Annotated in this window: 17 protein-coding genes and 1 tRNA gene; 13 read left to right on the top strand and 5 right to left on the bottom strand. The window is 69.4% G+C overall.

The window, feature by feature from the left end:
• Positions 1 to 227 precede the first annotated feature (227 nt).
• The 5 genes from ACXJKF_RS09725 (at position 228) to rplA (ending at position 3,106) form a co-directional block, all read left to right on the top strand.
• Positions 228 to 300, top strand: a tRNA-Trp gene (locus tag ACXJKF_RS09725).
• 142 nt (positions 301 to 442) lie between these two features.
• On the top strand, positions 443 to 730 hold the full coding sequence (gene secE / locus ACXJKF_RS09720; RefSeq protein ID WP_456787508.1) for a preprotein translocase subunit SecE: 288 nt from the start codon (positions 443 to 445) through the stop codon (positions 728 to 730).
• 108 nt (positions 731 to 838) lie between these two features.
• The gene (nusG, locus tag ACXJKF_RS09715; RefSeq protein ID WP_456787507.1) at positions 839 to 1,687 is read left to right on the top strand and encodes a transcription termination/antitermination protein NusG; all 849 of its coding nucleotides are present in this window, start codon (positions 839 to 841) and stop codon (positions 1,685 to 1,687) included.
• 91 nt (positions 1,688 to 1,778) lie between these two features.
• On the top strand, positions 1,779 to 2,210 hold the full coding sequence (rplK, locus tag ACXJKF_RS09710) for a 50S ribosomal protein L11 (protein ID WP_456787506.1): 432 nt from the start codon (positions 1,779 to 1,781) through the stop codon (positions 2,208 to 2,210).
• A 179-nt stretch (positions 2,211 to 2,389) separates the two neighbouring features.
• Positions 2,390 to 3,106: a 50S ribosomal protein L1 gene (gene rplA / locus ACXJKF_RS09705; protein WP_456787505.1), complete on the top strand. Its 717-nt coding sequence runs from the start codon at positions 2,390 to 2,392 to the stop codon at positions 3,104 to 3,106.
• Positions 3,107 to 3,179: 73 nt separating this feature from the next.
• Here rplA and ACXJKF_RS09700 read toward each other — a convergent pair whose 3' ends face one another.
• The 3 genes from ACXJKF_RS09700 to ACXJKF_RS09690 form a co-directional block, all read right to left on the bottom strand.
• Complete coding sequence (locus tag ACXJKF_RS09700; protein ID WP_456787504.1) at positions 3,180 to 3,707, bottom strand: hypothetical protein; 528 nt, start codon at positions 3,705 to 3,707, stop codon at positions 3,180 to 3,182.
• Entirely contained in the window at positions 3,688 to 4,317 is a 630-nt protein-coding gene (locus tag ACXJKF_RS09695; RefSeq protein WP_456787503.1) for an RNA polymerase sigma factor, read from the bottom strand. Before ACXJKF_RS09695 ends, ACXJKF_RS09700 begins: the two co-directional genes overlap by 20 nt.
• A 68-nt stretch (positions 4,318 to 4,385) precedes the next feature.
• Positions 4,386 to 5,777 carry a S8 family peptidase gene (locus ACXJKF_RS09690; protein WP_456787502.1) on the bottom strand — a complete coding sequence of 464 codons (1,392 nt, stop codon included), beginning with the start codon at positions 5,775 to 5,777 and terminating at the stop codon, positions 4,386 to 4,388.
• A 360-nt stretch (positions 5,778 to 6,137) separates the two neighbouring features.
• Between ACXJKF_RS09690 and ACXJKF_RS09685 the strand changes: the two genes are divergently transcribed.
• The gene (locus ACXJKF_RS09685; RefSeq protein WP_456787501.1) at positions 6,138 to 8,513 is read left to right on the top strand and encodes a CHAT domain-containing protein; all 2,376 of its coding nucleotides are present in this window, start codon (positions 6,138 to 6,140) and stop codon (positions 8,511 to 8,513) included.
• A 10-nt stretch (positions 8,514 to 8,523) separates the two neighbouring features.
• Here ACXJKF_RS09685 and ACXJKF_RS09680 read toward each other — a convergent pair whose 3' ends face one another.
• Positions 8,524 to 9,066: a hypothetical protein gene (locus ACXJKF_RS09680; RefSeq protein ID WP_456787500.1), complete on the bottom strand. Its 543-nt coding sequence runs from the start codon at positions 9,064 to 9,066 to the stop codon at positions 8,524 to 8,526.
• A 5-nt stretch (positions 9,067 to 9,071) separates the two neighbouring features.
• On the bottom strand, positions 9,072 to 9,491 hold the full coding sequence (locus tag ACXJKF_RS09675) for a DUF4383 domain-containing protein (RefSeq protein WP_456787499.1): 420 nt from the start codon (positions 9,489 to 9,491) through the stop codon (positions 9,072 to 9,074).
• 323 nt (positions 9,492 to 9,814) lie between these two features.
• Between ACXJKF_RS09675 and rplJ the strand changes: the two genes are divergently transcribed.
• The 7 genes from rplJ (at position 9,815) to fusA (ending at position 22,232) form a co-directional block, all read left to right on the top strand.
• Positions 9,815 to 10,348 (top strand): 50S ribosomal protein L10, encoded by a 534-nt coding sequence (gene rplJ, locus ACXJKF_RS09670; RefSeq protein WP_056585871.1) that lies wholly within the window; start codon positions 9,815 to 9,817, stop codon positions 10,346 to 10,348.
• 84 nt (positions 10,349 to 10,432) lie between these two features.
• Complete coding sequence (gene rplL, locus ACXJKF_RS09665) at positions 10,433 to 10,822, top strand: 50S ribosomal protein L7/L12 (protein ID WP_056585868.1); 390 nt, start codon at positions 10,433 to 10,435, stop codon at positions 10,820 to 10,822.
• A 448-nt stretch (positions 10,823 to 11,270) separates the two neighbouring features.
• Complete coding sequence (gene rpoB / locus ACXJKF_RS09660) at positions 11,271 to 14,780, top strand: DNA-directed RNA polymerase subunit beta (protein WP_456787498.1); 3,510 nt, start codon at positions 11,271 to 11,273, stop codon at positions 14,778 to 14,780.
• Between the two features lie 107 nt (positions 14,781 to 14,887).
• Entirely contained in the window at positions 14,888 to 18,757 is a 3,870-nt protein-coding gene (locus ACXJKF_RS09655; protein WP_456787497.1) for a DNA-directed RNA polymerase subunit beta', read from the top strand.
• Positions 18,758 to 19,198: 441 nt separating this feature from the next.
• Entirely contained in the window at positions 19,199 to 19,570 is a 372-nt protein-coding gene (gene rpsL / locus ACXJKF_RS09650; protein WP_013770160.1) for a 30S ribosomal protein S12, read from the top strand.
• A complete protein-coding gene (gene rpsG / locus ACXJKF_RS09645) occupies positions 19,570 to 20,040 on the top strand; it encodes a 30S ribosomal protein S7 (RefSeq protein WP_028045072.1) in 471 nt (156 codons plus the stop codon). Before rpsL ends, rpsG begins: the two co-directional genes overlap by 1 nt.
• A gap of 89 nt (positions 20,041 to 20,129) precedes the next feature.
• Positions 20,130 to 22,232: an elongation factor G gene (gene fusA / locus ACXJKF_RS09640; RefSeq protein WP_456787496.1), complete on the top strand. Its 2,103-nt coding sequence runs from the start codon at positions 20,130 to 20,132 to the stop codon at positions 22,230 to 22,232.
• Positions 22,233 to 22,316: the final 84 nt, after the last annotated feature.

The raw sequence follows: 22,316 nt of genomic DNA, 5'->3' as shown, positions 1-22,316 counted from the left end.
GCCGATATCGGTGGATGGAACGGCAACCACCGACGGCTCCCGCACGCGTCGCGGAGCGCTTCCGGGAACGGTTCGACCCACGCGCGCTCGTCGCGTACAGTGGACCCCCGGCGGTTGACGTCCGCCATGATGAGCCGTGCCCCGGAGAACTCCGGAAGCAGCACGGACCCCCTCAGGGTGGTGTCCGTGAGTGTCGCGCGGGTTGTCGTGGAGGCCCAGGCCGCCGTAGGGCAGTGGCGCAATTGGTAGCGCAGCGGTCTCCAAAACCGCAGGTTGCAGGTTCGAGTCCTGTCTGCCCTGCGCACGCGTCTGGTCCTCCGGGTTCGCCCGGTGGCCCAGGAGAAGCGAGCAGGACCGCCGGTCGGTCCGGCGCGACGCGTCGGCCCGTCCGTTCGTCAGGTTCCGCACGGAACCCGACCACCACGAGACGTAGGGGCCAGACGTGAGCGAAACAGCACCGGCTGCGGCGTCCGACGCCGAGGGTTCGGCGGCACGCCCGTCGACGGCCAAGCCCGCCCGCAAGGGTGACTCGCGTGGCGGACTGTTCGCACGCATCGCGCTCTTCGTCCGCCAGGTCGTCGCGGAGCTGAAGAAGGTCGTCCGGCCCACGCGGTCGGAGCTGATCACCTACACGAGCGTCGTGCTCGTGTTCGTCGCGGTGGTCATGGCCTTCGTCACCGTGGTCGACCTGGGCATCGGCAAGCTCACGTTCTGGGTCTTCGGAGGCTGACGCTCATCGGGGCTCCGGCCCCGGCGACGACGTCCCCGCCCCACCAGGGTCGAGCACCCATCGCACCGGCACGCCGGTGCGCACACGCAGGAGAAAGCAGGTTCGCACGTGTCGCAGGAGTCGCAGGAGCCCACCACGGGCGCCGAGGCGGAGCTCGAGGACGCCATCGCGTCGGTCGAGGCCGTCGAGTCGTCGGCTGTCGAGGACGCCTCAGCCGAGGACGTCAGCGCCGACGCCACCGAGAGCGACGAGCCGGCCGACGAGGGTGCTGAGCCTGCCGCCGACGAGGCCGACGAGGCCGACGCTGAGGCCGTCGAGGTAGAGGCCGACGAGGACGAGGACGAGCCCGACGTCGAGGAGGACYCGGTCGCCGCGTTCAAGGCGCAGCTCCGGAGCCAGCTCGGCGACTGGTACGTCATCCACTCCTACGCGGGCTACGAGAACCGCGTGAAGGCGAACCTCGAGAACCGCCGCCAGAGCCTGAACATGGAGGACTTCATCTACGCGGTGGAGGTCCCCATGGAAGAGGTCGTGGAGATCAAGAACGCGCAGCGCAAGGTCGTCAAGCGCGTCCGGATCCCCGGGTACGTCCTGGTCCGCATGGACCTCACCGACGAGTCGTGGGGCGCTGTCCGGCACACGCCGGGCGTCACYGGCTTCGTCGGCCACACGCACCAGCCCGTCCCGCTGACGCTCGACGAGGTCTTCTCGATGCTCGCGCCGTCGCTGGAGCCCAAGCAGCCGACCACCGCCGCGGGCGCCGCCAAGGCCGCCTCGCAGATCAAGGTCGACTTCACGGTCGGCGAGTCGGTCACCGTCACGGACGGCCCGTTCGACACGCTCCCCGCCACGATCTCCGAGATCAACGCCGAGAACCAGAAGCTCAAGGTCCTCGTCTCCATCTTCGGCCGGGAGACCCCGGTCGAGCTGTCCTTCAGCCAGGTCGCCAAGATCTGACTGATGCTGGTCTGCTCGCCGGCGTTGCCGGCGAGCACTGCAACCGGGTCATCGCCCACGGCGTCGGCCCACGACACGAACGGAAGTAGCAATGCCCCCGAAGAAGAAGGTCACCGGCCTGATCAAGCTCCAGATCAAGGCCGGCGCGGCCACTCCTGCGCCGCCCATCGGTCCGGCACTGGGCCAGCACGGCGTCAACATCATGGAGTTCTGCAAGGCGTACAACGCGGCCACMKAGGCGCAGCGCGGCAACGTCATCCCCGTGGAGATCACGGTGTACGAGGACCGCTCGTTCACCTTCATCACGAAGACGCCGCCGGCCGCTGAGCTGATCAAGAAGGCCGCCGGTGTGGCCAAGGGCTCCCCGACGCCGCACACGGTGAAGGTCGCCACTCTCACCAAGGCGCAGGTCAGCGAGATCGCGAGCACCAAGCTCGAGGACCTCAACGCGAACGACCTCGCCGCGGCCGAGAAGATCATCGCCGGCACGGCCCGCTCGATGGGCATCAAGGTCGAGGGCTGACCGGAGCGAGCACGTAGGTAGGGCGAGCGAAGCGAGTCCTGCCGGAGTGTGAGCGCAGGTCAGACCGAGAAGCACGACCAGAGGGCTGACCGACAGCAAGAACAGCGAGCTGAACCCGGTTCGCTGAGACACATGTGGAAGGGCCTGAACAGCCCGACTGACCACGACAGGAGAACAGCATGGCCAAGCACAGCAAGGCGTACCGCGCCGCGGTCGAGAAGATCGAGGCGGACCGCCTCTACACGCCCCTCGAGGCCGTCCGGCTCGCCCAGACGACGTCGACCACCAAGTACGACGCGACCGTCGAGGTCGCGTTCCGCCTCGGTGTCGACCCGCGCAAGGCGGACCAGATGGTCCGTGGCACGGTCAACCTGCCCCACGGCACCGGCAAGACCGCGCGCGTCATCGTCTTCGCGACGGGCGAGCGTGCCGAGCAGGCCCGTGCGGCCGGCGCGGACGAGGTCGGTGGCGACGAGCTCATCGACAAGGTCGCAGCCGGGTACACCGACTTCGACTCCGCCGTCGCGACGCCCGACCTCATGGGCAAGGTCGGTCGACTGGGCAAGGTCCTGGGCCCGCGTGGTCTCATGCCGAACCCGAAGACCGGCACCGTGACGATGGACGTGGCCAAGGCCGTGTCCGACATCAAGGGCGGGAAGATCGAGTTCCGCGTGGACCGTCACGCGAACCTGCACTTCATCATCGGCAAGACCTCGTTCAGCGACACGGCGCTCGTGGAGAACTACGCCGCGGCGCTCGACGAGATCCTGCGTCTGAAGCCGTCCGCCTCGAAGGGCCGCTACATCGCCAAGGCGACGTTCTCGACGACGAACGGCCCCGGCATCCTCGTCGACCAGAACAAGACGCGGAACCTGCTCGAGGAAGACGCCGCCTGACGGTTGCACCAGCACGACGAAGGCCCGGTCCCCCCTGCGGACCGGGCCTTCGTCGTTCGTGGGTGTCCGACCGTCAGTACGGCAGCCACTGCGTGAGGCACGTACCACCGTCGCTGGAGCACTCCAGCCGCAGTGGCCCGGCGGGGTGGACGTCGAACCGGAAGTACCCGACGTCGTCGGTCTCGATGGTCGCGACGACACCGTCGGGCGTCCGCAGGGAGACCCGTCCCGGAGTCGCCGGCAGCAGCTGGCCCTCGATCGACGACGACTCGACCTCCACCTCGACGCCGAGGTCGTGCCCCTCGAACACGAGGGTGCGGGAGCTCCCGCCGGAGCGGTCGCGGACGCCGGCGGGCGCGTCGAGCGCCGTGGAGTCGTAGACGAGCTCGAGCAGCAGGAGGTCCATCTCCAGGCCGGCGCGGGCGTCGACCATGCCACGGTGCGCGCGGAACGCCACGTCGGCACTGGCCACGACCCGGTCGTACGTCTCCCGCTCGGCCAGGGCCGTGGTCAGGTCCGCACCGAGCGTCTCGTCGTCCACCCAGGGTGAGCCACCGTGGGTCGTGGAGCTGTGGGCGCGGTCATCCGAGTGCCAGGACATCGCGTCCTCCTTCGTCAGCCGTGGAGGCCGTCCAGGCCTGCACGTAGTTCTTGATCGCCGCTGTCTGTCGCAGGCGGGCGAGTCCACGGCCCCGGGTGGGGCCGATCGAGCCGACGGGTACGCCGAGCTTGTCCGCGATCTCCGCGTAGCTCAGCGGTGGGTCGACCGCGAGCATCAGCAGGATGTCGCGCTGGTGGTCGGGCAGCTCCGCGAGTCCTTCGCGCAGTGCACGCTCACGCTCGACCGCCAGCATCCGTGCGTCGAGGTCGGAGTCGGAGACGCCGTCGAGCCGACCGGTCTGCGGGTCGACCGGCACGGTGCGCCGGTTGACGTTGGTGACCCGGATGCACTCGTGGCGCGCGGTGGTGGCGATCCACCCCGGCAGCGCGTGCGGGTCACGGAGCTTCTCGAGGTTCTCGAGCAGGTTCAGCCACACCGTCTGTGCGACGTCCTCCGCCTGGTGCGGCGTGAGCCGGAACTGGCGCACGCGCGCCACKACAGCCGGCGTGTGCCGGCGCACGATCTCGCCCCAGGCCCCCTGGTCGCCGTTGAGCGCACCTGCGACCAGTGCCGGTGCGTCCCATGCCCGGTACGGGTCCTCGTTGTCCACGTTTGCATCCTTTCGTCTGTCGACGTGGATGCCATCATGACGCGCCCGCCACAGTGTGCCCAGCATGGTTAAACACCGGGCAGGATGCTGAAGGTCTGCCCGAAGTCGGGCAGCGGCCTGCCCGCGGCGAGCAGCTGGACGTAGGCCTGACGCGCGGAGATGCCTCGCGTCTGTGCGATGCGGGCGATGGCTCCGGTGACCTGCGGTGCGGCGAACGACGTCCCCGTCCACCGTGCGAACGCGTTGGGGCCGAACGTCTCGGGGTCGTCGGTGAAGGCCGGCGACTGCTCGCCCTGGACGTAGGTGGACAGGATCCCCTCGCCCACGGTCGCGCAGTCGACCCACCAGCCACGGCTCGAGAACGTGCTGGGCCGCAGGTCCGAGGTGAGCGAGCCCACGGAGATGACGCGCCGGAACGCGGCGGGCCAGGTCGGGACGGTGTCCCCGAAGTTCCCCGCGGCGGCGACGATCAGCACCTCGGACTCGGTGTCGCGCTCGATCTCGGCGATGACCTCGAGCGCCGCGGCGATCGCGAGGGCCGGCTGGTCGGAGAGCGTCTGCGTGCCGAGCGACAGGTTGACGATCTGCGCTCCGTCGCGCACGGCGTGGATCAGGGCACAGGCGACGTCGATCTCCGAGCCGGTGCCCGCCGTGGTCAGCGCACGGTAGACCGTGATGTCGGCGCCGGGGGCGACCTGGGCCACGATGCCGCTGACGAAGGTCCCGTGGCCGGCCGAGAAGTCGAGGAGGCCGTCGAGCGGGTCGATGTCGAGCGGATCGATGTTCGACTCGTTCGGGGCGGTCGCGGGGGCGTCCGGGGTGCGGGGMACGCCGGCGAGCCAGCCATCGGTGCGGATCCGCCCCTCGATGCCCGTGTCCACGACCGCGACCTTGACCCCGTCGCTGTCGCCGGAGCTGACCGGGTACTCGGAGAACGTCTCGATCGCGCTCGCCGCGACACTGCTGCACGCCTTGATCACCGGCTGGAGGGGTGTCAGGTGGGTCAGCGACGCGGCGTGCCCGCGATCGCGGAGCTCGGCCACGATGTCGTCGAGCTGGCGGGACGTCACGGACTCGTCGGCGACGAGCCGGACGAGCCGGCTCTCGAGGGCCTCGCACCCGACCCGCTCGCGCCGCAGTCCCTGACCCTTGACGTAGGCACGGATCTGCCGGTCGTCCCAGGACGTCCGGCGCAGCAGGATCTCTCCGCCGACGACCAGGGAGTCCGGGCCCTCGGTGGTGGTGACCAGGTCGATCCGCGTCTCGCGGAGGTCGGCCCAGCGGGTCTGGATGGCGCCTGCGATGCTGCGCCGACGCCGGTCGTCGGAGCGCCGCTGCGTCAGCTCTGTGACCTGCTTCTGGACCCGCTGGCGCACGTGCGCGTCGATCCCCGACGCCGCACGCAGGTTGTCGTAGTCATCACCGAAAGGCCGACCGGGATCGCCGGGGAACTCGCTCACTGGTGCTCCATTTCTCCGCCTAGAATTCTGAAGATGTGCCCGTCCAGGCTCGAGATCGAGCCGGCGACGTCGGATGACGAGCCCTACGCATCATCAGAGGGCCGAGTGGGCCTCCTGATACATGCACGCGAGCTCATGGATGCGGTCGATGCAGATCCGCGTGCGGTCGAGCCCCAGGCGGTCGCCCTCGTCGCCGCCGCTCGCAGGATGAACGACCCGGAGCTCCTCGGCTTGAGCCTAAGGGCGCTGGCCTGGGCATTTCGGGCACGGTGGGACGAATCAGCCGCGCGTCGCACGCTGAACGAGGCGGTCCGCGTCGCCCGGCGGCACCAGCTCCACCACGTCGAGGCGCTGGCGCTCGTGAGCCGGGCCGCAGTGCTCCTGGAGCTGGGCAGCGCGTCTGCCTCCGCCCGCGACCTGGACGCCGCCGCCCGGGCCGTCGGTCGCGCCACCGACATGGACCTCCCGGACCAGCGACGGCTCCTGGCGCAGATCGGCATGTCGCGGGCGGTCGCCGACCAGGCCGCCGGCCGCCGCGCCGCCGCCGAGTCGCGGCTGTGGGGGGTGCTCGACGTGCCCGGCGTCGACGGTCGGCTCGCGGTGGTGGCACGCAACAACCTGGCGCTCGTGCTCGCGGAGCGGGGTGCCTACGCGGCGGCGATCGAGCAGGCGGACGAGGCTCTTCGCCGCTCCGCCGAGCTCCCGGCCCTCCAGGCCCTCCTGATCCAGACGCGCGCGTGGGTCGCCGTCCGCGCCGGTCACCTGATCGACGGGCTCCGCGAGTTCCACCGCTCGGCCGAGGCGTACGAGGCCGCCGGCATGCCGCTGGGGGAGTACTACACCGAGTATGCCGACGCGATGGTCGACCTGCGCCTGCTCCCCGAGGCGTCCTCGGCCGCGGAGCGTGCGGTCGAGGAGTTCGTCCTCGCAGGGGTGCCGTTGCTGGCCACCGAGGCGCGGCTGCGTCTCGCGCGGATCTCGCTGCTGGCCGGCGAGCTGGAGCGGGCGGGTGCGCTCGCGGACGAGGTCGCGGACGAGGCCCGCCAGCAGAGGCGCGGTGTCTCGCGGGACCACGCCGTCCTCATCGGCGTCGAGTCACGGCTGGGCCGGAGCCAGGCCGGACCGCACGAGCTCGTCGTCGCGCGGCGGGCGGCGGGCCGTTTCGAGCGAGCCGGGAACCTGCACAGCGCGGTCGAGGCGTACCTGGTGGCCGGACGGGTGGCGCTGTCCATCGACCGGGACCGCGACGCGGTACAGACGTTGTCCCAGGCGGACGGCCTGGCGCGCAGCGGACAGGTCCTCGTGCGGCTCCGCGGCCGGGTCGCGGCCGCGCTCGCCGCCCGTGTCGAGGAGCGACCGAGTGCAGCACTGGTGCACTGCCGCACCGGTCTGCGCGACCTCGCACACCACCGGTCGAGCCTGCCCACGATCGAGCTGCGCGCCCTGGCCTCCGGGCACGGCGCCGAGCTGGGCGAGATCGGGCTGGGCGTGTACCTGGACCGTGGGCAACCGGCGCGGACCCTGGCGTGGATGGAACGCACCCGGGCKGCGGCGCTGCTCATGCCGGTCCCCGCGCCGTCTGTTCCTCTCACTCGAGAGCATCCGCAGGCGGTGGAGGTCGCGGACGCGGTGCCGGTCGAGGTCCGCGACGGCTCGGCGACGCGTGCCGCGCGCGACGACGAGCACGAGGCGCGGGCGGCGGGATGGCGCCAGACCATCGACCCGCCGGCGCGCTCCCCGAGGCCGGCGGACGTGGTCAGCCTCGCCGACCTGCGCGTCAGCCTGGGTGAACGGACGCTGGTGGAGTTCGGCAGCTTCGAGGGCAGGTTCGTCGCGGTCGTGGTCGAGCCGCGTCTGTCCCGGCTCGTCGAGCTCGGGCCGACGGCGGCGGTCCTGGACGAGCTGCGGCCGCTGCTCTTCGCCCTGCGCCGGCTCGCCAACGTCCGCAGTGCAGCGGCCGCGGGCGCGGCTCGCGCCAGTGCGGACCTGCGGATCGCCCGGCTCCGCGCGCTGCTCATGGCCCCGCTCGGCATCGCGGGTGACGCGGAGATCGTCGTCGTGCCTGTCGGGATGCTGCACGGCGTGCCGTGGTCCTGCCTGCACGACGGCCCCCTGGCGCAGGCACCGTCGGCGACGTTCTGGGCCCGCACCCTGCGGGCCGCGGACGAGCACGCCGACGGGGGCCGGACCGTCCTGGTGGCGGGCCCGGAGCTCGACGGCGCGCTCGAGGAGGTCGAGGCTCTCCGAGCGGTGCACGCCGGTGCGCTCGTGCTGACGCACGAGCGCAGCCACGCCGAGGCCGTCGTCTCCGCGCTCGCGGACGCCGACCTCGCCCACCTCGCCTGCCACGGCTCTCCGCGTGCCGACAACTCGATGTTCTCCTCGCTCCTGCTGGCGGACGGACCCGTGACCGTCCAGGAGCTGCACGGTGCGGGCGTCGCGCCCCACAGGCTGATCCTGGCGTCGTGCCACTCAGGTGCGGATGTCGCGTACCTCGGCGACGAGGTCCTCGGCTTCGTCAGCGCGATGCTCGCGCAGGGCACCGCGGGCGTCGTGGCGAGCATCGCCGCGGTGCCCGACGTGGCGGCGGTCGACCTGATGCTCGAGCTGCACCGCGGGCTGCGGGACGGGATGACCCTCGCGCGGGCGCTGCACGCGGCCCGCGGTCAGGTGGACCGGGACACGCCCGAGGGCTTCGTCAACTGGTGCACGTTCAGCGCCCACGGTGCGGCCTGAGCCCACCGGGTCAACCGTGGCCGTGGTGGCTGGATCCCATCCCGGGCATGCCCGGCGCCTGGGTCCCGGCCTCCGTCGCTGCGAGCCCGGGAACGGTGAGGGTCGCGGTGACCAGCGACCCGAGCGCGAGGATGCCGAGCCGGGTGAGTGGTCGGGTGGGCCGCGTGGCTGCTGCGGCGGGCCGGACAGCGACTGCGAGCAGGATCGCCGCGACGAGCTGCAGGCCGGCCGCGGTGACGTCCGCGAGCCCGAGGGGGCCGGTCGCCGTCGCGGACACCAACCAGCCGACCGCGCCCACGACCAGCGTTGCCAGCGCCAGTCGGGGGAGCGGAGCCGGGCCTCGAAGGGCTGCGACGGCCCACCCGATCTCGGCGGCACCGAGGACGGCAGCGGTCACGCCCAGGAGGGAATGGTGGCCGAGGTGCTCGGCGCCCAGGGCGACGAGCACGAGCCCGCCGCCCAGCGCCGCGTAGGCCGCGCCGGTGCGTCCGGCGAACGCGCGTCCACCCTCGTCGGCCTGCGCGGAGCCGACCCCGTCGGTCGGGGTGCTCACCAGCGTCACGCCGCCCGGGAGCGGGAGACCGCGCGCACCGGGTCCTTGTCGGCGGCGAGACCGACTCCGAGCAGGAGGATCGCGCTGGCGAAGTGCAGGACGTTGTCGGCGCCGTTGAGCGCGAGGATGTTGGCGGCGGAGCCGATGAGGAACAACCCGAGGACTCCGACCAGCAGGTAGACGGCACCGACGGCGGTGTTCATCCCCTTGGCGGCCCGGACGGACGAGCGCGCCGCCAGCAGCAGTGCTGCGCCGATGAGCAGGTGGACGATGTTGTGCAGCGGGTTGACGTCGAACACGAGGAGCGGCTCGCCCTCGGTGGCGGCGAACGAGACGCCACCGGTCACGACGAAGCCGGCGAGGCCGACGAGCAGGTAGACGATGCCGAAGATCGTCCCGACGAGGCGGTTCGGGGACTGGGACATGGTTGCCTCCAACGTGTGGCAGGTGTCGTGCTGACATGAGGGGGTTCGGACCGGTCGGATACCCGGATGGGCGCGGATTTGGTCGGCCTCGGTCGGTGCCGTACTCTGGGGGGACCCAAAGACCGCCGGTCGTCGACCGTGTCGTGCGCACGCAGTGCTCGCGGCCCGATCGCCCGAAGTCCCGCAGCAGCGGAGGCCAGCGCAGGTGAGAGTTCCCGGATGGTTCGGTTTGTGCCGAGCTGCCTGCCGAGCCCCGCGCCTGCGCGGGGCTCTTTCGTTTGCGGGGCGTGACGACCGGTGGCACCACCATCGGAAGGATTGCCATGGCGAGGCCGGACAAGGCAGCCGCTGTCGCAGAGCTCACGGACCTGTTCCGTGACTCCAACGCGGCCGTGCTGACCGAGTACCGCGGGCTCACCGTTGCGCAGCTCAAGAAGCTGCGCAAGGCGCTCAGCGGCAACGCAACCTACGCCGTGGTGAAGAACACGCTGACCGCGATCGCGGCCAAGGATGCCGGCCTCGAAGGCCTCGACGACGCGCTCAAGGGCCCGTCGGCGATCGCCTTCGTCTCCGGTGACCCGGTCGAGGCCGCCAAGGGACTGCGTGACTTCGCCAAGGCGAACCCTGCACTGGTCATCAAGGGTGGTGTCCTCGAAGGACGCGCCCTGACCGCTGCGGACGTCACCAAGCTCGCGGACCTCGAGTCCCGTGAGGTCCTGCTGGCCAAGGCAGCCAACGTGTTCAAGGCGTCGCTGTTCCAGGCGGCCTACCTGTTCACCGCGCCCGCTGCTCAGGCTGCACGCACCGTCGACGCTCTCCGGCTCAAGCTCGAGGAGTCGACCGAGGTCGCTGCCTGAGCCGTCCGGCTCCAGGCACTTACTGAACCCCCGCTCGGGTCGGCCGCACCGGCCCCCGGGCATCGATCGGAAGGAACCGCCACCATGGCGAAGCTCACCACCACCGAGCTCATCGACGCGTTCAAGGAGCTCTCCCTCATCGAGCTCTCCGAGTTCGTGAAGGCGTTCGAGGAGACCTTCGAGGTCACCGCTGCTGCTCCCGTCGCCGCCGCGGCCCCCGCCGGCGCCGGTGGCGCTGCCGAGGTCGAGGCCGAGGAGGAGAAGGACTCGTTCGACGTCGTCCTCGAGGCCGCCGGTGACAAGAAGATCCAGGTCATCAAGGAGGTGCGCGTCCTGACGTCCCTCGGTCTGAAGGAGGCCAAGGACGTCGTCGACGCCGCCCCCAAGGCTGTTCTGGAGGGTGTCACCAAGGAGGCCGCCGAGAAGGCCAAGGCGCAGCTCGAGGCCGCTGGCGCCACCGTCACCCTCAAGTGATCGCCGCCTCCGTCGCCGGTCAGCCGGTCGCGCGGAGGTAGCACGCGAGCACGCTCGACGAGGCCCGCACCCTGCACGGGGTGCGGGCCTCGTCGCGTCCGGACCCGCGTCCGCATGGGGGACGGGCTTTCGCGGTACCGCCACGTGTGCCACCATGTGCGCGGCGACAACGTCGTCGCCGTGCGGGCGGAGCCGCTCGTTCGTACCGGACGCCTCAGGGTCCGTCGCCCGGCTTGTCGGGTGGCGCCAGGAGGTGTCGATGCCGGGTGGACTTTGACACCGCGGCCGAGTATGCTAGCGCTTTGCGCTGGCCTGTGCCCGCGATCCCGTATAACCCGAGCCCACCTTCGTCGTCAAGACACGACGTCGTGGGGCTCGCCGGCCGGGGGATCGCGCCTAGCCAGGACCAGTGCAGCGTGCACTCGATCCGCTGGGAAGGACCCCTCTTTTGGCTGCCTCGCGCACCCCTTCTGCTCCGACCGCCGACGCCATCGCGAACCGCACCGCCTCTCGCCGTATCTCCTTCGCCAAGATCCACGAGCCCCTCGAGGTCCCGGACCTGCTCGGTCTGCAGACGGAGAGCTTCGACTGGCTGCTCGGCAACGAGAAGTGGCAGGCCCGCGTGGCCCTGGCCCTCGAGGCCGGTCGGCAGGACGTTCCCGAGACCGCTGGTCTCGAGGAGATCTTCGAGGAGATCTCGCCTATCGAGGACTTCGGCGGATCCATGTCGCTGTCGTTCCGCGAGCACCGCTTCGAGCCGCCGAAGTACACGGCCGAGGAGTGCAAGGAGAAGGACTTCACCTTCGCCGCGCCCCTCTTCGTGACGGCGGAGTTCGTCAACTACACCACCGGTGAGATCAAGAGCCAGACGGTCTTCATGGGCGACTTCCCGCTCATGACCGAGCGCGGCACCTTCATCATCAACGGCACCGAGCGCGTCGTCGTGTCGCAGCTCGTCCGGTCGCCCGGCGTCTACTTCGAGCGCACGGCCGACAAGACGTCCGACAAGGACGTCCTCACGGCCAAGGTCATCCCGAGCCGCGGTGCCTGGCTCGAGTTCGAGATCGACAAGCGCGACAACGTCGGCGTCCGCGTCGACCGCAAGCGCAAGCAGAACGCCACGGTGCTGCTCAAGGCGCTCGGCATGACGGACGCGGAGATCCGCGAGGAGTTCGCCAACTACCCGGCCGTCATCGACACCCTGGACAAGGACCACGTCCAGACGCAGGACGAGGCGCTGCTCGACCTCTACCGCAAGATCCGCCCGGGCGAGCCGCCCACGGTCGAGGCCGGCCGCGCGCTCATCGAGAACTTCTACTTCAACCCGAAGCGCTACGACCTGGCGAAGGTCGGCCGCTACAAGCTGAACAAGAAGCTCGGCCTGGACGTCCCGCTCGCGGACTCGGTGCTGTCGCGTGACGACGTCGTCGCCACGATCAAGTACCTCGCGTCGCTGCACATCGACCTGCCGTCCCTGCCGGGCACGCGTGCCGGCGAGGCCGTCGACATCCGCGTCGAGCCCGACGACATCGACCACTTCGGCAACCGTCGCATCCGCGCGGTCGGCGAGCTCATCCAGAACCAGGTCCGCACGGGCCTGTCGCGGATGGAGCGCGTCGTGCGCGAGCGCATGACGACGCAGGACGTCGAGGCGATCACGCCGCAGACCCTGATCAACATCCGCCCCGTGGTGGCGTCGATCAAGGAGTTCTTCGGCACGTCGCAGCTGTCGCAGTTCATGGACCAGAACAACCCGCTCGCGGGCCTGACGCACAAGCGTCGCCTGTCCGCGCTCGGCCCGGGTGGTCTGTCCCGCGACCGCGCCGGCATGGAGGTCCGTGACGTCCACCCGTCGCACTACGGCCGCATGTGCCCGATCGAGACCCCGGAAGGCCCGAACATCGGCCTCATCGGCTCGCTCGCCACGTACGGGCGGATCAACCCGTTCGGCTTCGTCGAGACCCCGTACCGCAAGGTCATCAAGGGCAAGGTCTCCGACGAGGTCCACTACCTGACCGCCGACGACGAGGACCGCCACGTCATCGCGCAGGCGAACGCCCCGCTCAAGGCGAACGGTGCCTTCGAGGAGGACCGCGTCCTGGTCCGCGTCAAGGGCGGCGAGATCGAGTACGTCGCCGGCGAGGCCGTCGACTACATGGACGTCTCCCCGCGCCAGATGGTGTCGGTGGCCACGGCCCTGATCCCGTTCCTCGAGCACGACGACGCCAACCGTGCCCTCATGGGCGCCAACATGCAGCGCCAGGCCGTCCCGCTGGTCCGTTCCGAGGCCCCGCTCGTGGGTACCGGCATGGAGCGGCGTGCGGCCATCGACGCGGGCGACGTCATCGTCGCGACGAAGCCGGGTGTCGTCACCGAGGTGTCGGCGGACCTGATCGTCGTCGCCAACGACGACGCCACCACGTCGACGTACCGCGTCGCCAAGTTCCGCCGCTCGAACCAGGGCACCTCGTACAACCAGCGCGTGCTGGTCGACACCGGCGCCCGCGTCGAGGTCAACTCGGTGCTCGCCGACGGCCCGGCCACGGACGAGGGCGAGCTCGCGCTCGGCCGCAACCTGCTGGTCGCGTTCATGTCGTGGGAGGGCCACAACTACGAGGACGCGATCATCCTGTCGCAGCGCCTCGTGCAGGACGACGTGCTGTCCTCGATCCACATCGAGGAGCACGAGGTCGACGCGCGCGACACCAAGCTCGGCCCGGAGGAGATCACGCGGGACATCCCGAACGTCTCCGAGGAGGTCCTCGCGGACCTGGACGAGCGCGGCATCATCCGCATCGGTGCCGAGGTCGGCGCCGGCGACATCCTCGTCGGCAAGGTCACGCCCAAGGGTGAGACCGAGCTGACCCCGGAGGAGCGCCTGCTCCGTGCGATCTTCGGTGAGAAGGCGCGCGAGGTCCGCGACACGTCGCTCAAGGTCCCGCACGGCGAGTCCGGCACGGTCATCGAGGTCCGCACGTTCAGCCGTGAGGACGGMGACGAGCTGCCCGCCGGTGTCAACGAGCTGGTCCGCGTGTACATCGCGCAGCGCCGCAAGATCACGGACGGCGACAAGCTCGCCGGCCGTCACGGCAACAAGGGCGTCATCTCCAAGATCCTGCCGGTCGAGGACATGCCGTTCCTCGCCGACGGGACCGCGGTCGACGTCGTCCTCAACCCGCTCGGTGTCCCCGGCCGCATGAACGTCGGCCAGGTCCTCGAGACGCACCTCGGCTGGGTGGCCAAGCAGGGCTGGGACATCGAGATCGCCGAGGGCGACGACCTGTCCTGGCGCGACGACGTCCCCGCGATCGCCTCGAAGTCGCCGGCCGGCAACCCGGTCGCGACGCCCGTGTTCGACGGTGTCCCGGAGACGACCCTCACCGGTCTGCTCTCGGCCACGCTGCCGAACCGTGACGGTGTGCGCACCGTGGGCGGCGACGGCAAGGCGCGCCTGTTCGACGGGCGCTCCGGCGAGCCGTTCCCGGACCCGGTCGCGGTCGGCTACATGTACATCCTGAAGCTGCACCACCTCGTCGACGACAAGATCCACGCACGCTCCACGGGTCCGTACTCGATGATCACGCAGCAGCCGCTGGGTGGTAAGGCGCAGTTCGGTGGCCAGCGGTTCGGCGAGATGGAGGTCTGGGCCCTGGAGGCGTACGGCGCTGCCTACACGCTGCAGGAGCTCCTCACCATCAAGTCGGACGACGTCCCCGGACGCGTCAAGGTGTACGAGGCGATCGTCAAGGGGGAGAACATCCCCGACTCGGGCATCCCGGAGTCCTTCAAGGTCCTCCTCAAGGAGATGCAGTCGCTCTGCCTGAACGTGGAGGTGCTGTCCTCGGACGGCGTCTCCATCGACATGAAGGAGAACGACGACGAGGTCTACCGCGCAGCGGAGGAGCTCGGCATCGACCTGTCCCGGCGTCCGAACGCCAGCAGCGTCGAAGAGATCTGACGTCGAGCCTGCCGCCCTTCCGTGAAGGGTGGGCGGCGGGCCCGCACCTTTAGCAACATTTCCGTTCAGCCGGGTCACACCGGCAAGCGAAGGAAGTAGGACCCCCCTTGCTCGACGTCAACGTCTTCGACGAGCTGCGTATCGGCCTTGCCTCGGCCGACGACATCCGTGCCTGGTCGCACGGTGAGGTGAAGAAGCCCGAGACCATCAACTACCGGACCCTGAAGCCGGAGAAGGATGGCCTGTTCTGCGAGAAGATCTTCGGTCCCACCCGGGACTGGGAGTGCTACTGCGGCAAGTACAAGCGCGTGCGCTTCAAGGGCATCATCTGCGAGCGCTGCGGCGTCGAGGTGACCCGCTCGAAGGTCCGTCGTGAGCGCATGGGCCACATCGAGCTGGCCGCGCCCGTCACGCACATCTGGTTCTTCAAGGGTGTGCCGTCGCGTCTCGGCTACCTGCTCGACCTCGCCCCGAAGGACCTCGAGAAGGTCATCTACTTCGCGGCGTACATGATCACGTGGGTCGACGTCGACGGTCGCCACGAGGACCTCCCCAACCTCCAGAACGGGATCGACCTGGAGAAGAAGGAGATCTCGGACCGCCGCGACAACGACATCAACACCCGCGCCACCAAGCTCGAGGCCGACCTGGCCGAGCTGGAGGCCGAGGGTGCCAAGGCCGACGCCCGCCGCAAGGTGCGCGACTCGGCCGAGCGCGAGATGGCTCAGCTGCGCAAGCGTGCCGACCTCGAGCTCGACCGTCTCGACGCGGTCTGGGACCGGTTCAAGAACCTCAAGGTCGCCGACCTCGAGGGCGACGAGATGCTGTACCGCCAGCTCCAGGACCGGTACGGCAACTACTTCGAGGGCTCGATGGGCGCCGCGGCGATCCAGAAGCGTCTCGAGGCGTTCGACCTCGAGGCCGAGTCCGACTCGCTGCGCGAGATCATCAAGACCGGCAAGGGCCAGCGCAAGACGCGTGCCCTGAAGCKGCTCAAGGTCGTCAACGCGTTCCTCACGACGACCAACTCGCCCACCGGCATGGTGCTCGACGCCGTCCCGGTCATCCCGCCGGACCTGCGTCCGATGGTCCAGCTCGACGGTGGCCGGTTCGCCACCTCGGACCTGAACGACCTGTACCGCCGCGTGATCAACCGGAACAACCGCCTCAAGCGGCTGCTCGACCTGGGCGCGCCCGAGATCATCGTCAACAACGAGAAGCGGATGCTCCAGGAGGCCGTCGACTCGCTGTTCGACAACGGCCGCCGTGGCCGTCCGGTGACGGGTCCGGGCAACCGCCCGCTSAAGTCGMTCKCSGACATGCTSAAGGGCAAGCAGGGYCGYTTCCGYCAGAACCTGCTCGGCAAGCGCGTCGAYTAYTCGGGMCGYTCGGTCATCGTCGTCGGCCCSSAGMTGAAGCTSCACCAGTGCGGCCTGCCCAAGCAGATGGCGCTCGAGCTGTTCAAGCCGTTCGTGATGAAGCGCCTCGTGGACCTCAACCACGCGCAGAACATCAAGTCGGCCAAGCGCATGGTCGAGCGTGCCCGTCCCGTCGTCTGGGACGTGCTCGAAGAGGTCATCACGGAGCACCCGGTGCTGCTCAACCGCGCACCSACGCTSCACCGYCTSGGCATCCAGGCGTTCGAGCCCSWGCTGRTCGARGGCAAGGCGATCCASCTKCAYCCGCTSGTCTGYGCCGCSTTCAACGCGGACTTCGACGGCGACCAGATGGCCGTCCACCTGCCCCTGAGCGCCGAGGCGCAGGCCGAGGCCCGCATCCTCATGCTCTCGAGCAACAACATCCTCAAGCCGTCGGACGGTCGTCCGGTGACCATGCCCTCGCAGGACATGATCATCGGCCTGTACCACCTGACGAACGACAAGGACGAGGCGCTCGGCGCCGGCCGCGCGTTCAGCACGGTCTCCGAGGCGGTCATGGCGTTCGACCAGGGTTCCCTGGACCTGAACGCCGTCGTCAAGATCCGCTTCGACGACCTGGTGCTGACCGAGGAGGACGCCCCCGAGGGCTGGACCGAGGGGGAGCCGCTCCTCTTCGAGACGACCCTGGGTCGTGCGCTGTTCAACGAGCTGCTGCCCGTGGACTACCCGTACGAGAACGGCGTCGTCGACAAGAAGCGCCTCTCGGTCATCGTCAACGACCTGGCCGAGCGCTACCCCAAGGTCGAGGTCGCGGCCTCGCTGGACGCGCTCAAGGAGGCCGGCTTCCGCTGGGCCACCCGCTCGGGCGTCACGATCTCCATCTCGGACGTCGCGACCCCGGCGGCCAAGGCGGCCATCCTCGAGGAGCACGAGGGACGTGCGGCGAAGGTGCAGGGCCAGTACGAGAAGGGCCTGATCACCGACGACGAGCGTCGCCAGGAGCTCATCGAGATCTGGACGCAGGCCACCGACAAGGTCGCCAAGGCGATGCAGGAGAACTTCCCTCGCCAGAACACCGTCTACAAGATGGTCGGCTCGGGCGCGCGTGGTAACTGGATGCAGGTCCGCCAGATCGCCGGTATGCGTGGCCTCGTCGCCAACCCGAAGGGCGAGATCATCCCTCGCCCGATCAAGTCGAACTACCGCGAGGGGCTGTCGGTCCTCGAGTACTTCATCGCGACGCACGGTGCCCGCAAGGGTCTGGCGGACACCGCTCTGYGGACCGCCGACTCGGGCTACCTGACCCGTCGTCTGGTGGACGTCTCGCAGGACGTCATCGTCCGTGAGGACGACTGCGGCACCGAGCGTGGTCTGACCATKCCGATCGGCGTGCCCGGGTCGGACGGTGCCCTGCGCCGCCACGACAAGGTCGAGACGAGCGTCTACTCGCGCACGCTGGCGACGGACGTCGCGATCGACGGCGAGGTCATCGGCCACGCCGGTGACGACGTCGGCGATGTGCTGCTGGACCGCCTCCTCGAGGCCGGTGTCACCGAGATGAAGATCCGCTCGGTGCTCACCTGCGAGTCCCGCGTCGGCACCTGCGCGCGCTGCTACGGCCGTTCGCTGGCCACCGGCAAGCTCGTCGACATCGGCGAGGCCGTCGGCATCATCGCGGCCCAGTCGATCGGTGAGCCCGGCACGCAGCTGACGATGCGTACCTTCCACACCGGTGGTGTGGCGTCGGCCGACGACATCACGCAGGGTCTGCCGCGTGTCCAGGAGCTCTTCGAGGCCCGCACCCCCAAGGGTGAGGCGCCCATCGCGGAGTTCTCGGGCCGCATCGCGGTCGAGGAGGGGGACCGTTCGCGTCGCCTCGTCCTCACGCCGGACGACGGCTCGGAGGAGATCGCCTACCCGATCACCAAGCGCTCGCGCCTGCTGATCTCGGACGGCGACCACGTCTCCGTCGGTACCCAGCTGGTCCAGGGTGCGGTCGACCCGAAGAAGGTCCTGCGCATCCTCGGCCCGCGTGCGACGCAGAAGCACCTGGTCGACGAGGTGCAGGTCGTCTACTCGTCGCAGGGTGTGGACATCCACGACAAGCACATCGAGGTCATCGTGCGGCAGATGCTGCGCCGCGTGACGGTCCTCGACTCCGGCACCACCGACCTGCTGCCCGGCGAGCTCGCCGAGCGTGGGCGCTTCGAGGACGCGAACCGCGCTGCGGTGTCCGAGGGCGGTCAGCCGGCGTCGGGTCGTCCGGAGCTCATGGGCATCACGAAGGCGTCGCTCGCGACGGACTCGTGGCTGTCGGCGGCCTCCTTCCAGGAGACCACCCGGGTGCTCACCGAGGCCGCGATGTCGGGTCGTTCCGACCCGCTGCTCGGCCTCAAGGAGAACGTCATCCTCGGCAAGCTCATCCCGGCCGGCACGGGCCTGCCCCGCTACGGCAACATCGCGGTCGAGCCCACCGAGGAGGCGAAGGCCGAGCTGTACCCGACCTTCGGCTACGACGAGATCGACTTCCCCGCCCTGGGCCTCGGCTCGGGCGAGGCGATCCCGCTCGAGGACATCGACTTCGGCGACTACCGCTGATCGACGCACCACCGAAGGGCTCACCGGTTCGCCGGTGGGCCCTTCGGGCTGTCCGGAACAGGCGCACGCGTGGCGATGTTCACTCCTGGTGTGACCCAGTCGCTTTGACGCCCATCCGGGCGCCGGGTAACGTAGGACACCGTGCCCGCGCCGTCGGGCTCTCGCGCATGCACTCGGTGGACGCCTTGGTTCCGGACTTCTGTTCGGGATGGGCGGGTCCGGTTGCATCGGGTGGTTTCCCCCACCGCGCCGTCTCTCCGTCAAGGCAACCTTGCGGAACGCGGTGCGGAGGACCGGGGCGACACGCCCGGGCGCGGGGGTCGGTGCGGGACGAACGACCTGCGGGGTAGTCGCGCGACGGGCGACGAACCTCGACCATGCCGGCCGTCCAGGGTGACGGGTGCCGGTCGACCAGAGATTCATCCAACAGACGGAGACGTAGTGCCTACGATCCAGCAGCTGGTCCGCAAGGGCCGGCAGGCGAAGACGAACAAGTCGAAGACGCCTGCCCTCAAGGGCTCCCCCCAGCGACGCGGTGTGTGCACCCGCGTCTACACCACGACCCCGAAGAAGCCGAACTCCGCGCTCCGCAAGGTCGCGCGCGTCCGCCTCTCGAGCCAGGTCGAGGTCACCGCGTACATCCCCGGTGTCGGTCACAACCTGCAGGAGCACTCGATCGTGCTCGTGCGCGGTGGCCGTGTGAAGGACCTCCCGGGTGTCCGGTACAAGATCGTCCGTGGTGCCCTCGACACGCAGGGCGTCAAGAACCGTAAGCAGGCGCGCAGCCGCTACGGCGCGAAGAAGGTGGGCTGATGCCTCGCAAGGGTCCGGCCCCGAAGCGGCCGCTCGTCATCGACCCCGTCTACGGGTCCCCGGTCGTCACGCAGCTGATCAACAAGGTCCTGCTCGACGGCAAGAAGTCCGTCGCGGAGCACATCGTCTACGGCGCCCTCGAGGGTGTCCGTGAGAAGACGCAGGGCGACCCGGTCGTCGTGCTCAAGCGCGCGCTGGACAACGTCCGCCCGTCGCTCGAGGTGCGTTCGCGCCGCGTCGGTGGCGCCACGTACCAGGTGCCCGTCGAGGTGCGCCCGGTCCGCCAGACCACCCTCGCGCTGCGCTGGCTCACCGACTACTCGCGCGCTCGCCGCGAGAAGACGATGACCGAGCGCCTCATGAACGAGATCCTCGACGCGTCCAACGGCCTCGGTGCCGCGGTGAAGCGTCGCGAGGACATGCACAAGATGGCCGAGTCCAACAAGGCCTTCGCGCACTACCGCTGGTAATCCCGGCACCCACGGGCGCTGCGCCGCCGGTCCGATCCTCGGGCCGGACCGGTGGCGCCACCCAAGCCAACCGACAAGGGGCAACTCACGTGGCACTGGATGTGCTGACGGACCTCACGAAGGTCCGCAACATCGGCATCATGGCTCACATCGATGCCGGCAAGACGACGACCACCGAGCGGATCCTGTTCTACACCGGGGTCAACTACAAGATCGGTGAGACGCACGACGGCGCGTCGACGATGGACTGGATGGAGCAGGAGCAGGAGCGCGGCATCACGATCACGTCCGCCGCGACGACCTGCTACTGGCACGACAACCAGATCAACATCATCGACACCCCGGGCCACGTGGACTTCACGGTCGAGGTCGAGCGCTCGCTGCGCGTCCTGGACGGTGCCGTCGCCGTCTTCGACGGCAAGGAGGGCGTCGAGCCCCAGTCGGAGACCGTCTGGCGTCAGGCCGACAAGTACGACGTCCCGCGCATCTGCTTCGTCAACAAGATGGACAAGCTCGGCGCGGACTTCTACTTCACGGTCGACACCATCGTGAACCGTCTCAAGGCCCGCCCGCTGGTCATCCAGCTCCCGATCGGCGCCGAGAACGACTTCATCGGCGTCGTCGACCTGGTCACCATGCGTGCCCTCGTCTGGCGCGGCGAGACCGCACTGGGCGAGAAGTACGAGGTCGAGGACATCCCGGCCGACCTGGTGGAGAAGGCGGACAAGTACCGCGCCGAGCTCCTCGAGGCCGTCGCCGAGACCGACGACGAGCTGCTCGAGAAGTTCCTCGGTGGCGAGGAGCTGACGGTCGCCGAGATCAAGGCCGGCATCCGCAAGCTCACGGTGAAGTCCGAGGCCTACCCGGTCCTGTGCGGCTCGGCGTTCAAGAACAAGGGCGTCCAGCCCATGCTCGACGCCGTCATCGACTACCTGCCGACGCCCCTGGACGTCCCGGCGGTCGAGGGCCACGACATGAAGGACCCCGAGCTCGTCGTCGAGCGCCACCCCGACTCGACGGAGCCGTTCTCGGCCCTCGCGTTCAAGGTCGCCTCGCACCCGTTCTTCGGCAAGCTCACCTACGTCCGGGTGTACTCGGGCAAGGTGGCGCAGGGCGCTCAGGTGCTCAACTCGACCAAGAACAAGAAGGAGCGCATCGGGAAGCTCTTCCAGATGCACTCCAACAAGGAGAACCCGGTCGACGACGCCACGGCGGGTCACATCTACGCGTTCATCGGGCTCAAGGACGTCACCACCGGTGACACCCTGAGCGACCCGGCGCACCCCGTCGTGCTCGAGTCGATGACGTTCCCGGAGCCGGTGATCGACGTCGCCATCGAGCCGAAGACGAAGGGTGACCAGGAGAAGCTCTCCGTGGCCATCCAGAAGCTCGCCGAGGAGGACCCGACCTTCCGCGTCAAGCACGACGAGGAGACCGGCCAGACCGTCATCGGCGGCATGGGCGAGCTCCACCTCGACATCCTCGTGGACCGCATGCGTCGCGAGTTCAAGGTCGAGGCCAACGTCGGCAAGCCGCAGGTCGCGTACCGCGAGACGATCCGTCGCTCGGTCGAGAAGATCGACTACGTGCACAAGAAGCAGACCGGTGGCTCGGGCCAGTACGCGAAGGTCCAGATGACCTTCGAGCCGCTGGACCCAGCCGAGGGCGAGCTGTACGAGTTCTCGAACAAGGTCACCGGTGGCCGCATCCCGCGCGAGTACATCCCGTCGGTCGACGCCGGCATCCAGAGCGCGATGCAGCTCGGCGTCCTCGCGGGCTTCCCGCTCGTGGGCGTCAAGGCGATCCTGCTCGACGGTGCCGCGCACGACGTCGACTCCTCGGAGATGGCGTTCAAGATCGCGGGCTCGATGATCCTCAAGGAAGCGGTCCGCAAGGCCGACCCGGTTCTCCTGGAGCCGGTCATGGCCGTCGAGGTCCGTACTCCCGAGGAGTACATGGGTGACGTCATCGGCGACATCAACTCGCGCCGCGGCATGATCCTTGCCATGGAGGACGCAACCGGCGTGAAGGTCATCCGCGCCACGGTGCCGCTCTCCGAGATGTTCGGGTACGTCGGTGACCTGCGGTCGAAGACCCAGGGTCGCGCGGTGTACTCGATGCAGTTCGACAGCTACGCCGAGGTTCCTCGGAACGTTGCCGAGGAAATCATCAAGAAGACCCGGGGCGAGTAGTCCCACAGGTCGAACCCTGTAGTTCCATCACACAAACCGACCCGTAGGACGCCGCGTCGAGCGGCTACCGTCCGGTAGCCGCAG

The sequence above is a fragment of the Cellulomonas sp. P5_C5 genome (assembly GCF_054049655.1).
Note: the sequence above shows the minus strand (reverse complement) of the source record. Positions and strands in the feature narration are given on the sequence as shown.